The organism is Mesorhizobium sp. ISC25 (assembly GCF_042295465.1).
In the GTDB taxonomy this organism is placed as follows: Bacteria; Pseudomonadota; Alphaproteobacteria; order Rhizobiales; family Rhizobiaceae; genus Mesorhizobium.
In genome coordinates this window covers 627,032-639,507 of the sequence record NZ_CP135441.1, presented here as the reverse complement: position 1 = coordinate 639,507, position 12,476 = coordinate 627,032, and the positions used below count along the sequence as shown (strand labels likewise).

Genomic DNA, 12,476 nt, shown 5'->3' with positions numbered 1-12,476 from the left:
GGCATCCAATCTCCCCCCTTGAGGGGGAGATGTCCGGTAGGACAGAGGGGGGTGCTGGCGCTGCCCACCATCACCGCTCCTGCCTCAGCGCGCTCTCGTGCCAGCGCCGCAAAATGAGATGCGAAATCAGCGACAGCACCAGGAAGATCAGGATGCCGGTGAGCGAGATCAGGATCAGCGCCGCGAACAGCCTCGGTGCGTTGAGCCGGTAGCCGGCCTCGATTATGCGCGAGGCGAGGCCGGACGACTGGCCGGTGGCGCCGGCGACGAACTCGGCCACCACCGCGCCGATCAGCGACAGGCCGCCGGCGATCTTCAGCCCACCGAGGAAATAAGGCATCGCCGCCGGCAGCCGCAGATAGCGCAATTGCTGCCAGCGGGTGGCGCCGTTGAGCTTGAACAAATCGCGCAGATTGCGGTCGACGGAATTGAGGCCGAGCGTGGTGTTGGACAGGATCGGGAAAAAGGCGACGATCCAGGCGCAAAGCAGCAGCTTTGTTGTCTGATCGTTGACATAGATATTGATCAGCGGAAAGATCGCGACGATCGGCGTCACCTGCAGCACGATGGCAAAGGGAAAGAACGACATCTCCACCCATTTCGACTGAGCGAACAGCACCGCCAGCCCGACGCCGCCGACCACGGCGAGAAGCAGGCTCAAGAAGGTGATCCTGAGCGTCACCAGCAGCGAGGAGAACAGCAGCCCGGCATCGTCATGCAGCGTCTGCAGCACCACGCCGGGACGCGGCAGGATGTATTTCGGGATGTCGTTCCAGACGCAGACGCGGTCCCACAGCCAGATCGCCAGGACCATGATCGCCAGCGGCAGCAGCCATCTGCCGATCCGCTCGAAGCGCTCCTGGCGGACGCGGCGCGCCTCCTCCGGGTCGAGCGCCAGGACTGGTTCTTCAATGGCCGTCATGATGCGGTCCGGCAGTTGAGTTGATGGCGCCGATCAGCACGTCGGATGCCTGGCGGCAGAGCGCGGCATAGTCGGGCGAGGTGCGAAATGCCTCGTCGCGCGGATAGGATGCATCGACAGCAAGCTCGGCGAACACCCGGCCCGGCCGCGCCGCCATGACGACCACGCGGTTGGAGAGGAAAACGCTTTCGAAGACGCTGTGGGTGACGAAAACGACGGTGAAACGTTCATCCTGCCATAGCTCCAGCAGATCGTTGTTGAGCTTGAAGCGGGTGATCTCGTCTAGTGCCGCGAACGGCTCGTCCATCAACAGAATGCGCGGCTTGGTCACCATGGCCCGGGCAATCGAGACGCGCATCTTCATGCCGCCCGACAATTCGCGCGGCACGGCATTCTCGAAGCCGGTCAGGTGAACCCGCGCCAGCATCTCCATCACCGCCGGCGCCGCCTTGGCCCGCGACACGCCCTTCAGCCGCAGCGGCAGCCAGACATTGTCGAAGACGTCGGCCCAGGGCAGCAGCGTCGGCTCCTGGAAGACGAAGCCGATATTCGAACGGTCGCCGATATTCGAACGATCGCGGGCGCCGCTGCCGCGCCAGTCGAGCACGCCCGAGGTCGGCGTCGACAGGCCGGCAATCAGCCGCAGCGCCGTCGATTTGCCGCAGCCCGACGGCCCGAGCAGGCTGAGGAAATCGCCCTCCCGGATCGTCAGCTCGACATTGCTGAGCGCGGTGACGCCGTTGGAAAAAACCTTGCCGACGCCACGCAGCGCCAACAGCGTCGGCCCCGGTACACTTCCTGGCTGTTGCGCCACTTTCTCCAGCTTCACGGCCTACTTCTTCAGGTCGAGCCCGACGCTCTTGTTGACGAAGGAAAGCGTGTAGGCCTTCTTGATGTCGACGCCCGCCGGCGCGACCTTGGCCTTGACCATCTTGTCATAGAAACTCTGGATGCGTGCGTCGGTCATGGCGCCGATGCCGAGCTTTTCGCTGTCGCCGGAATCGACCACGCCGAATTTCTTCAGCTGCTCGATCGAGAAGGCGATCTGCTCATCCGTCATGTCCGGATTTTCCTTCTTGATCATTTCGTTGGCGGCCTTGTTGTCGCCGTAGAGATAATTGTACCAGCCCTTGGCCGAGCCATCGACAAAGCACTGGACCACCTCGGGCCGCTTGTCGATCGTCTCCTGCATGGTCTCGACCGTCGTTGCATATGTGTCCCAGCCATAGTCGGCCAGCAGAAACTGGTTCGGCGTGAAACCGCCCTGCTTCTGGACGGCGAATGGCTCCGAGGTGACGTAACCCTGCTGGATCGACATCTTGTTGGCGATGAACGGCGCCGGGTTGAAGGTGTAGGGCACGCGCTTGGCTGCGTCGAAACCCAAGTCGGTGACCATCCACTGGAAGAAGGTCTGCGCACCTTCGTCGCCGAGGATGTACTGGTCGGCGTTCTTCAGGTCTTCCCATTTGTCCAGCCCCTGCCCGGGATGGGACATGATGACCTGCGGGTCCTTCTGGAAGTCGGCGGCCACGACGCGCATCGGTATGCCTTGCTGCACGGCATCGAAAGCCGACAGCAGATTGCCGCCCATGTAGAAATCGATCTTGCCGGCCAGCAGTAGCGGCCGGCCGCTGACCTGTGGGCCGCCCTGCATGATCGTCACGTCGATGCCGCAGGCGGCATAGGTACCATCCACCACGGCCTGGTAGTAGCCGCCATGCTCCGGCTCGGCCAGCCAGTTGGTGCCGAAGGTGACTTTTTCATTCGCTGCCGCGGCAAGCGTACCTGCGCCAAACAGCATGATCGCGCCCGCCGAAATCTTGAGTCTTCCGTACATCCACACCACCCTTTGTTCGCTCCGGCGCGTCACGCGCCGGGCTCGACACCATTGTTTCAAGAAGCAAGACACATGCCACCGGCGCGTTGCGTCGGGACCGCCCGCTTGTGCAACGCCCGCCTGTGCAATGGCGGCGCGAAGGCCGGACGGGTCATGCTGTACGAAAGGCATCGTGCCTATTTTTTGATCGCCTGTCCACAATCGCCCTCGTGACATGCACCGCCATCTTGATGCCCGCCTACATCCAGCTTTACGCTGCCGAGAACCGGAGATTGCCATGTTCAAATTTCTCACGCCGAAGTCGATCAAGCCGCCCTTCGCCCGCTACAGCCACGGCGTCGAGCTGCCGCCCGGCAAGCGGCTGGTGCTGTGTTCGGGCCAGGTCGCCATCACAGCGGACGACCGGATCCCCGAGGAGCCCCGCGCACAGGCCGAGCTCTGTTTCCAGAACATAGCGGCGATTCTCGGCGAGGCCGGGCTCGGCCTGTCCGACATCGTCCGCATCAACGCCTATGTCACCGACCGCGCGTTCCTGCGGCCGTATATGGAGGTTCGCGACCGGCTGTTCGCCAGCCCGGCGCCGGCCTCGACGCTGATGATCGTGTCCGGGTTTGCCCGGCCGGAATTCAAGGTCGAGATCGAGGTCATTGCGGCGGGATGAGCAGCGCTGGCCAGCGGCTGGAATCGACAGGCCGATGATCTCAAGTTACACGACAAAGGTTGGCGCCGCCCCTCATCAAGCGCGCATTCAGTCTCTCTTTGAGGTTCAAAATGGCCGGGACAAAAAAACGCGTATGGTGGGGTGACTACCGGACCACCGAATACGCGACCATCGATCCGGAGGCGACCATTGCCGTTCTGCCGCTGGCAGCGATCGAACAGCACGGGCCCCATCTGCCGGTTTCGACCGACACCTCGATCATGAACGGCATGCTCGACACGGTGATCGCCCGCCTGCCCGGCGATCTCGACATCCGCATCCTGCCGGTGCAGGCGATAGGCAAGTCGAACGAGCATTTGCATGCGCCCGGCACCCTCACTTTGCCGGCGACGACCTTGGTCGAGGCATGGACCGAACTCGGCCTGTCGGTCGCGCGCGCCGGCATCCGAAAACTGGTCGTCGTCAATTCGCATGGCGGCAATGAGGAGATCATGGGCATCGTCACCCGCGAATTGCGCGTGCGGGCAAAGATGCTGGCGGTAAAGACCAGCTGGCAGCGTTTTGGCCGGCCGGCCGGCATGTACACCGAGCTCGAAGACCGCCACGGCATTCATGGCGGCGACGTCGAGACCTCGCTGATGCTGCATTTCCGGCCCGACCTCGTCGACATGGCCAAGGCCGACAATTTCGTGTCCAAGGTTGCCCGTGCCGAAAAGGAATTTTCGCTGCTGCGCCAAACCGGAACGCACGCCTTCGCCTGGATCGCCAGCGATCTCAACCCGAATGGCGTGGTCGGCGACGCCAGCATTGCCACCGCCGAAAAAGGCCGGCTGACCGCCGAACATCAGGCCGACGGCTTCATCGGCCTGCTGAGGGACGTGCGCAAGGCAAAGCTGGCGGATTGGCTGACGTAATCAAGCGTCGATCTTCAGCGCAAAAGGCGTGCCCTCAAACGCTTCGGCACCGCGCCCGATCGCCTCGATGGCGCGGCTCATGCGGCCATTGCGCTCGAGCAGTGCGTCGGCAATTGCGATCAGCCGCGGATTGGGCGTCGCCGTGGGCGACAGCGCGCGCAGCGTCTCGGCCAACTCGGCCTCGTCGCGCTTCGGCGCCAGCGCTGCCGCGATGATGTAGGCCGAGGCAGTCGAGCGGCTGATGCCGGCATAGCAATGCACCACCAGCGGCCGCGAGCGGTCCCATTGGCGGGCGAAATCGAGCAGGTTCAAGACATGCTCCTCGCCCGGCATGGTCATGCCCTCCTGCGCTACCGCAATGTCGTGCATGACCAGATGCAGATGGTTTTCCCTGGTGATCGAGGCCGGCCGCATCACCTCCGTGCCGGCGGCAAGCAGCGAAAGCAGCCGCTCGGCCCCGGTCTTCGTTACCGTTTCCTCGACTTTGGACAGCGAGCAGACGTGGATCATTGGATCGTTTCTCCCTTGGCATCATCGTCGCGCCCGGAGGCCCAGCCGGCAAGCGCGGATTCGAGCCGCCGCCATTCTTCGTCGGCTCCCGGCAGGCCGGCGCGCAGCACATCCGGACGGTCGGCGAAATGCCGAAGCAGGATGCCGCGCTGGCCGAGCACCGAAAACAGGCCGGGGGCGTCCGCCAGCCTGATATAGCGGAACAGCGAGGTGCCACCGGCGACAGGCACGCCGAAGCGGCCGAACAGCGTATCGAGCCGTGCGGCATCCTCGGCCAGACGGCGCCGCATCCCGGCCTGCCAGCCGGTATCGGCAAGCGCCCTTATGCCATATTCAAGCGCCGGCCCGGCAACCGCCCATGGCCCGAATTGCGCCTCCAGCCGCTCGACCGTCAGCGCATCGGCCAGTGCAAAGCCAAGCCGCAGGCCGGCCAGGCCGAAGAACTTGCCGAACGAGCGCAGCACGACGATGCCGCCCTGGTCGACGTCGCCGGCCAGGCTTTCGCTGCACGGGCCGACATCCATGAAGGCCTCGTCGACCACCAGCAGCCCGCCTCCGGCGCGCAATTTTGCGGCAAGTCGAAGCAATCTTTCGCGCTCGACGACGCGCCCGTCCGGGTTGTTGGGATTGACGACGACGGCAAGGTCGGCCACCGCCAGGGCTTCGAAATGATCGACTTCGGCCGCCGCATGGCCGGCGATCGCTGCTGCCCGCCGATGCTCGGCATAAGTCGGCCCGAGCACCAGCGCCGTGCCCGGGTTGACCAGCGAAGCGACGCGCGGCAACAGGATCTGCGTGCCGGGCGCAGCCGCGACGTTCGCCGCCGACGGCGCGCCATAGGCGCTTGCCGCGACTTCGGCCAATTCACGGGCACGCGCTGCTTCCGGCAATCGCGACAGGGCGGTGGCGGGCAAATCGAAAAGCGGGTAGGAGTGCGGATTGATCCCGGTCGAGAGGTCGACGAAAGGCAGCGGCGCGTGAGGGAAAAGCGCCCTCGCCCGGCCAAGGCTTCCGCCGTGGTCCACTGCTGCCGTCACTCCATCAAGAGACTTCATGTCGATCCTGATCACTTTCCTGTCGCTGGCCATCGAACTTGTACTCGGCTACCCGGCCTGGCTCTTCGATGCCATTGGCCATCCCGTCACCTGGTTCGGCAGGCTGATATCCTTTCTCGACCGCAGGCTCAACCGCGCCACTGATTCCGACGCCCACCGTCGCCGCTGGGGCGTCCTCGCGCTGCTGGTGATCGTGCTGGTGCCGGCCGCCCTCGCCCTCTGGCTCGAAACCTTGCTTTGGAGCATTCCCCTCGGCTTGTTGGTCACCCCCATCCTGGCGACGTCGCTGCTGTCGCAGAAGAGCCTGGCCGAGCATGTCGAAGCGGTGGCCGACGCCCTCGACAGCGGCGGACTGGACATGGGCCGCATTGCCGTCTCGCGGATCGTCGGCCGCGACCCGGAAAAGCTCGACAGGGCCGCTGTCTGCCGCGCCGCGATCGAAAGCCTGGCCGAGAATTTCTCCGACGGCGTCGTCGCACCGGCCTTCTGGATCGGCGTTGGCGGGCTTGCCGGCGGCGTCGCCTACAAGGCCGCCAACACCGCCGATTCGATGATCGGCCACCGCACCCCGCGCCACGAAGCCTTCGGCTGGGCGGCGGCGCGCTTCGACGACTGGATCAACCTGCCGGCGTCGCGGCTGACGGCGCTGCTGATCGTACTCGCGGCTTTCCTGGTCAAGGGCGCCGACGCCAAAGCCGCCTGGCACGCCGTGCGGCGCGATGCGAAAAAACACCGCTCGCCCAATGCCGGCTGGCCGGAAGCAGCGATGGCCGGTGCGCTCGGCCTGGCACTCGCCGGCCCCCGTTCCTATGACGGAGTCATGGTCGAAGACGCATTGATGGGCGAAGGCGGCCGCCGCGACGACGTCGAGAGCACCGACATCCGGCGGGCGCTGAAACTCTACCGGGTCGCCGACTTGCTGCTGATTGCGCTGTTCGGGGTGGTCGCGGTGATCGTTATCGCCGCGTGAGCGTCCGAATGGGTCGGCAAACCCGACCTACCAAGTAACGCGGACTTCCTTTGCGCTTGGATCGGCTGCCTCGCCAAACCTTTTGATCGCGTACCCACCGGCGGCTACGGGAGAAGATTTCAAGACGGGTTCGACTACAACAAAAAGCCGTTCAGCGTTTGGCCCATACATGTAGAGGATGCATTCGCCCTCACAAAAAATGTCACCGTCAAACTCGCCGACCGACGCATCCTCGATAGCTTTCTCTAGCCGATTCTCGAGCGCGTAAATGGATTCGCGTTCTTGCGACGCTCCAAATTGACCGTCGTTCAGAAGAAGATAGACGATTACCGCCTGTTCCACGAACAATCTCCAGCTTGATCAGGCGGCGCCGGAACTCTGCCGGATCGCCCGACCTAGTCTAGTGCTGACGCGCTGTTCGGGAGAACTCGGCGGTCGTTTTCATAGCGTGATCGACGCTCGAGATCGAGCGCAAACAGAAAACCCGCCAAGCGGCGGGTCGTTGGAGCCAATTAGCACCATAACAAAATTAGTAGCATAGCTGCCGGCACAAAGCAAGAACAAAATAGGGCTACGCCTCAAATAATCGCTTCAGGTCGGCGCTGCCTCATTGCAGGCCCTTAACGTTCAAGGTTGGCGAAAGCCGGAAGTGACATCCGATCTCCCCCTTGCGGGACCCTTGCGGGACCCTTGCGGGGGAGATGTCCGGCAGGACAGAGGGGGTGGGCCGGATCGCCAAACCCCTCAGAACTCGATCCCCTGCTGCGCCTTCACGCCGGCGGAAAAGTGGTGCTTGGTCGCGCCCATCTCGGTGACCAGATCGGCTGCCTCGACCAATGCCGGCTTGGCGTTGCGGCCGGTGACGACAACATGCAGACCTTCGCGACGCGCCTTCAGCGCCGCGACCACCTTTTCGAGGTCGAGATAGTCGTAACGCAGCGCGATGTTCAATTCGTCGAGCACCACGAGGCTGATCGACGGCTCGGCCATCAGCTCCAGCGCTTTCGCCCAGGCGGCCTCGGCCGCGGCGATGTCGCGCTTCAGGTCCTGCGTCTCCCAGGTAAAGCCTTCGCCCATGGCGTGCCAGACGACGCGGTCGCCGAAGCAGGCAAAAGCGTCCTTCTCGCCGGTGTGCCACTTGCCCTTGATGAACTGGACGACGCCGACGCGCTTGCCATACCCGAGCATTCTGAGCGCCAGACCGAAGGCGGCCGTGGTCTTGCCCTTGCCCGGCCCGGTGTTGACGATCAGCAGCCCCTTCTCGACCGTCCTGGCCGCGACCTCGGCGTCCTGCACCGCCTTGCGCTTGGCCATCTTGGCGCGGTGGCGTTCCTCTTCCGTAGGGTCGATAGTATCAGCCATGTCATTTCACCTTGAGCGGTAGCCCTGCCACCATCAAAAGCACGGTGCCGGCAACAGCCGCGACGTCCTGGTTCAGCCGGCCGGCGGCGTCGCGAAACCGTCTTGCCAGCGCATTGTCCGGCACGATGCCCTGGCCGACCTCGTTGGACACCACGAACCAGGGGCCACGCGGCCGCGACAACACGTCCGCCAGCCTTCGGCATTCGGCCTCGACATCATGTTCGGCCAGCATATGGTTGGTCAGCCACAGCGTCAGGCAATCGATCAGCACCGGCTGGCCGTCAGGCAGTGCCTCGATCGCGCCGGCAAGGTCGAGCGGCGCCTCGATGGTCGTCCAGCCCGCGCCTCTCCGCGATCGATGCAGCGCGATCCGCTCGCGCATCTCCTCGTCATAGGCTTGCGCCGTGGCGATATAGCTCCACGGCGCTGGACAGGCGCTCACCAGCCTCTCGGCATGCGCGCTCTTGCCGGAGCGCGCACCGCCGACGACCAGGGTCAGTGCCCCGGCAGCGCGGTCAGGCAAAGCTGTCGCGCAGGCTGGTCGCCGTGCCGGTGAAGCGTCCGCGCACCACGCCGACGACCGCGCCGAGCACCAGCCAGAACACCAGATTGGTCAGCGTCACCGCCACCACGAACTGGTGGTGCAAGCCTTCCGGGATCGCCGTCTCGAAACTGTCGGGCTGCGGCGCGCCAACGATATGCGGCGCGACGATCAACGCCACCGCAAGGACCGCCAGCGGCAGCGATCTGCGGAAGGCGATAAGGCCGAGACCGGCCGCGGTCGCCATCACCGTTGCCCACCACCAGATCTGGCGTTGGACAAGGTCGGCCGCCGGCATCGCCGGCAGTTCCGGCGGCAGGCCGAGGCCCGGCGCCAGCGTGAACGCGGCAAAGCCAGCCAGCCCCCAGAACAGGCCCTGGCGCCAATTGCCGATGCCGCCGGCGAATTCCGAAACCGCAACCAGGACCAGCGCAAAGCCGATGCCGGTGACGATATTGGCAACGACGCTGAAGCCGAAGCGCTCGAAACCGTCCGCCGGCGCCCAGCCTTCGTCCTCAGCCGGAGCCATTGCTTCAGCCGGTGCCGGCGCGGCGCTGCTCATAGCCATCGTGCCCGTGGCGGCCGGTGCCGCAGCATGGTCATGGCCGCCGCCGGCCTGTTCGTAGACTTCGGCCTTCAGGATGAGCGGCACCGTGGCATAGGCCTGTATGCAGGCGAGAGCGACGCCGGCCACGAGCCCTGCGATCGCCGCGATGAACACGACGTTGCGAAACAGTGTCATGATGTCAGCCCCTTGTCAGTGGCAGGGAAAGCCCATCGAGTGGCGATAGTCGTGCGCGGCATTGTGGACCGCATCGATATGCGAGAAGCCGACAAAGCCCATGACGAAAATGCCGAGGAATGCAGCAAGCGCCAGCTGCATGAAACGCGACTGCGAGGAGACGGAAGCGCCGAGCGAGACGGAAGCGGTATTCATGTCTTGTCCTTTCGCCCTCCACCCGAGGGCATAGAAGTCAGTTTCCTGTCGCCGGCAGGTCTCCTGGCTCGCGGATCAGCGTCCTTCCCCACCTTCCCGAAGGCGAACCTTCAGTGGCATATGGAGAGGACTACCGCACACAGTTGCGGGGGCAGCCACGGCATTGGGCAAACAACTTGCCCTCACCGCATTCCCTCTTGGTTCCAAATGGAACCGACGACATCAGCGACTATAGGCAGAATCGCCGCGCCCGGCAAACCAAATTCCGCCGGATCGTGTGGCGAATGCGCCGCCTCGCCAAGCTGCCCGGCCGGCGCCGCGATTGACAATTTTCGCAGCCGGGTGTCGGCTGGCGGATGGGGAGGAAGCCGGCATGCAACCCAGCTCGAATGAGCGCGGTCCCTACAACGGCCTGACGCGGGCCGAGCCGACGCTGCCGTCATCAGCCTATTGGGACATCGCAGCCTACCAGCGCGATCTCGAGGCCATCTGGTATCGCAACTGGCTGCTGGTCTGCCGCGAGGCCGACCTTGCCCAGCCGCTGGCTTTCAGGACGTTCCGCATAGGCACGCAGGAGATCGTCGTGCTGCGCGACGAGACCGGCGAATTGCGCGCCTTCCACAACACCTGCCGGCATCGTGGCTCGCAGCTTTGCCAGCAGAGCGAAGGACGACTGAAGGCGCGGCTCATCACCTGCCCCTACCACGCCTGGTCCTATTCGCTGCGCGGCGATCTGGTGCGCGTGCCGTCGAAATCGCTGCCGGACGGTTTCGACAAGGCCGATCATCCGCTCTACCGGGTCGCGCTCTCGGTGTGGCGCGGTTTCGTCTTCGTCAACCTCGCCGAGGATGTTGCCGGCCCGGCTGAAACATCCTTCGATCCGGCATCCGGCGACCTCGCCAACTGGCCGCTGGAAACGCTGCTGAGCGGCCATGTGCTGCGCAAGGTGATGAACTGCAACTGGAAGATCTTTTGGGAAAACTTCAACGAGTGCCTGCACCGCCCCGGCGTCCACAAGGACCTGTCGCGGCTGGTGCCGATCTATGGCCGCGGCCTGATGGGCCGCCACGACGATCCCGAATGGGCGCGCCACGCCGACAATGACGCGCCGGAATTTTCCGGCGGCTTGCGTGCCGGGGCCGAAACCTGGTCGCGCGACGGACGCGTTCACGGCTCGGTCTTTTCCGGCCTGACGCCGGCCGAACGTACCGCCGGGCAGACCTACGCCACCAGCCTGCCGTCGATGTTCGTCGTCGGCCATGTCGACTATGTCAGGACCGTGCGGCTGGTGCCGCTTGGGCCGGAGCAGACCGAACTCACCGCCGAATGGCTTTTTTCGCCCGAAGCGCTCGCCGATCCGGCCGCGGATATCGACAACATCATCGCCTTCGGTACCCAGGTGCTGGAGGAGGATGCTGATATCTGCGAGGTCAACCAGATGGGCCTGCGCTCGATGCGCCACAAGGCCGGCGTGCTGATGCCCGAGGAATATGACTTGCACCGCTTCCACAACTGGGTGCGCGAGCGGCATGCCGCACTTCAAAGCGATTTGGGCAGATAGCGCCAGGTGACGAAGCCGCAGACTGCCGCCAGCAGGCCGAGTGTCGCGAAAACCGCGCCCAGGCCGAAGAACGCCAGCACCACCGAATAGACCAGCGGCGGCGTCAGCTCGGAAAAGTCGAGATAGGTGCGGTAGACCGCCGCCATCTGCGCCCGCTCATACGAGCGCACCGAGCGCATGAAGGCGGTCGAGCCCAGCGCATCCAGCGCGATGGTGAAGAAGGCACCGCAAAGCAACAAGGCGCCGGTGACGAGCGGTGCGGCCTCGCCGACGGCGCCGGCCGCCAGCAGCGTCGCCGACATGGCGAAATAGGCGAACGTCATGGTGCGCCGGCCGCCGAAACGCCGTCCCGCCCTGCCCCAGAAGATGGCCATGAACAAAAGCGCATTGCCGGCCGAAACCAAGAGGCCGCCGGCCAGCTTGCCCTCGCCGGTGATCACCATGAACAACGGCCCATAGACGAAGAACGTCGTCCAGAAGCAGGAGCGGCCGAAGGCGATCAGCCAGGCGAGCCTCAGCCTTGGCTGCGAGACGAAGCGGCCGATATTGGCCAGCGGATTGACCGGCCGCGTCTTGCCGGGGCGGATCGACGGATTGTCGCCAAGCCGGTAAGTCCAGAACAGCGCCAGCAAGGCCATGGCGAAGACGGCCACCGCGCCATGCGCGGCATAGATGCCGAAACGCGTGTAGAGGAAAATGCCGAGCGTCGGCCCGGCGGTCCAGGCAAGCATCGACCACGCCATGCGCAGCGACTCGGCCTGCATGAAATCGGTCTTGCGGATATGGTCCATGATGTAGAGGTTGAGCGTGATCGCCAGCGCGCCGGCGCCGACGACGCGGCAGAGCATGCCGACCACTTGGCCGGCCAGCGTATGGGTGACGAAGAACAGCGAACCGGCGGCCAGCAGGCAGGCGCCGGCGGTATAGACCCAGCGCCGGGCAAACCGGGCGATCAGCATCGGCATGAACAGCGTCGCCGATAGGCCGAGCATCGCCACGATCGTGTAGAGGATCGAAACGATCTGCTCGTTGTGCAGGATCTCGTAGGCCTGGATCGGGATGACGCTGGATACGGTGGCGCGCGCGAACGATTCGACCGCATAAAGCGAGGCGAAAGTGCGGGCATCCGCCGGCCGCAAGGCCGGAAGCCAGATCGGATGGCGCAAATGGGTAGCCATTGCTTCCCCCGAAGCCGAATCGCCCGAA

At 64.6% G+C, this 12,476-nt stretch carries 15 protein-coding genes and 1 riboswitch; of the genes, 4 read left to right on the top strand and 11 right to left on the bottom strand.

Features of this window, described 5'->3' with window-relative positions:
• Positions 1-70 precede the first annotated feature (70 nt).
• From RQ479_RS03245 to RQ479_RS03235, 3 genes are read right to left on the bottom strand one after another with little or no spacing between them, the layout of a single operon-like run.
• The gene (locus RQ479_RS03245; RefSeq protein ID WP_376704083.1) at positions 71-922 is read right to left on the bottom strand and encodes an ABC transporter permease; all 852 of its coding nucleotides are present in this window, start codon (positions 920-922) and stop codon (positions 71-73) included.
• Complete coding sequence (locus tag RQ479_RS03240) at positions 909-1,751, bottom strand: ABC transporter ATP-binding protein (protein WP_376704082.1); 843 nt, start codon at positions 1,749-1,751, stop codon at positions 909-911. Before RQ479_RS03240 ends, RQ479_RS03245 begins: the two co-directional genes overlap by 14 nt.
• A gap of 3 nt (positions 1,752-1,754) precedes the next feature.
• Entirely contained in the window at positions 1,755-2,759 is a 1,005-nt protein-coding gene (locus tag RQ479_RS03235; protein ID WP_376704081.1) for an ABC transporter substrate-binding protein, read from the bottom strand.
• 277 nt (positions 2,760-3,036) lie between these two features.
• Between RQ479_RS03235 and RQ479_RS03230 the strand changes: the two genes are divergently transcribed.
• Complete coding sequence (locus RQ479_RS03230) at positions 3,037-3,420, top strand: RidA family protein (RefSeq protein WP_376704080.1); 384 nt, start codon at positions 3,037-3,039, stop codon at positions 3,418-3,420.
• Positions 3,421-3,530: 110 nt separating this feature from the next.
• Positions 3,531-4,334, top strand: coding sequence for a creatininase family protein (locus RQ479_RS03225; RefSeq protein ID WP_376704079.1), 804 nt, complete (start codon positions 3,531-3,533; stop codon positions 4,332-4,334).
• Here RQ479_RS03225 and RQ479_RS03220 read toward each other — a convergent pair whose 3' ends face one another.
• Both RQ479_RS03220 and cobD read right to left on the bottom strand, forming a co-directional pair.
• Positions 4,335-4,844: a tyrosine phosphatase family protein gene (locus tag RQ479_RS03220; RefSeq protein ID WP_376704078.1), complete on the bottom strand. Its 510-nt coding sequence runs from the start codon at positions 4,842-4,844 to the stop codon at positions 4,335-4,337.
• The gene (gene cobD / locus RQ479_RS03215; protein ID WP_376704077.1) at positions 4,841-5,899 is read right to left on the bottom strand and encodes a threonine-phosphate decarboxylase CobD; all 1,059 of its coding nucleotides are present in this window, start codon (positions 5,897-5,899) and stop codon (positions 4,841-4,843) included. Before cobD ends, RQ479_RS03220 begins: the two co-directional genes overlap by 4 nt.
• Between cobD and cbiB the strand changes: the two genes are divergently transcribed.
• Positions 5,898-6,869 (top strand): adenosylcobinamide-phosphate synthase CbiB, encoded by a 972-nt coding sequence (gene cbiB, locus RQ479_RS03210; RefSeq protein ID WP_376704076.1) that lies wholly within the window; start codon positions 5,898-5,900, stop codon positions 6,867-6,869. The genes cobD and cbiB overlap by 2 nt on opposite strands.
• A 27-nt stretch (positions 6,870-6,896) precedes the next feature.
• Here the strand turns inward: cbiB and RQ479_RS03205 are convergent, their stop codons facing one another.
• The 5 genes from RQ479_RS03205 to RQ479_RS03185 form a co-directional block, all read right to left on the bottom strand.
• Positions 6,897-7,211: a hypothetical protein gene (locus tag RQ479_RS03205; RefSeq protein ID WP_376704075.1), complete on the bottom strand. Its 315-nt coding sequence runs from the start codon at positions 7,209-7,211 to the stop codon at positions 6,897-6,899.
• Between the two features lie 402 nt (positions 7,212-7,613).
• Positions 7,614-8,231 carry a cob(I)yrinic acid a,c-diamide adenosyltransferase gene (gene cobO, locus RQ479_RS03200; protein WP_376704074.1) on the bottom strand — a complete coding sequence of 206 codons (618 nt, stop codon included), beginning with the start codon at positions 8,229-8,231 and terminating at the stop codon, positions 7,614-7,616.
• Between the two features lies 1 nt (position 8,232).
• Complete coding sequence (gene cobU, locus RQ479_RS03195; protein ID WP_376704073.1) at positions 8,233-8,754, bottom strand: bifunctional adenosylcobinamide kinase/adenosylcobinamide-phosphate guanylyltransferase; 522 nt, start codon at positions 8,752-8,754, stop codon at positions 8,233-8,235.
• Positions 8,747-9,514: a CbtA family protein gene (locus RQ479_RS03190; protein ID WP_376704072.1), complete on the bottom strand. Its 768-nt coding sequence runs from the start codon at positions 9,512-9,514 to the stop codon at positions 8,747-8,749. Before RQ479_RS03190 ends, cobU begins: the two co-directional genes overlap by 8 nt.
• Positions 9,515-9,529: 15 nt before the next feature.
• Positions 9,530-9,709: a CbtB domain-containing protein gene (locus RQ479_RS03185; protein ID WP_023720718.1), complete on the bottom strand. Its 180-nt coding sequence runs from the start codon at positions 9,707-9,709 to the stop codon at positions 9,530-9,532.
• 35 nt (positions 9,710-9,744) lie between these two features.
• A riboswitch (cobalamin riboswitch) is annotated at positions 9,745-9,942 on the bottom strand.
• Between the two features lie 140 nt (positions 9,943-10,082).
• Here RQ479_RS03185 and RQ479_RS03180 point away from each other — a divergent pair.
• Positions 10,083-11,270: an aromatic ring-hydroxylating dioxygenase subunit alpha gene (locus RQ479_RS03180; RefSeq protein WP_376704071.1), complete on the top strand. Its 1,188-nt coding sequence runs from the start codon at positions 10,083-10,085 to the stop codon at positions 11,268-11,270.
• Here RQ479_RS03180 and RQ479_RS03175 read toward each other — a convergent pair.
• Complete coding sequence (locus RQ479_RS03175; RefSeq protein WP_376704070.1) at positions 11,249-12,448, bottom strand: MFS transporter; 1,200 nt, start codon at positions 12,446-12,448, stop codon at positions 11,249-11,251. The genes RQ479_RS03180 and RQ479_RS03175 overlap by 22 nt on opposite strands.
• Between the last annotated feature and the right edge of the window lie 28 nt (positions 12,449-12,476).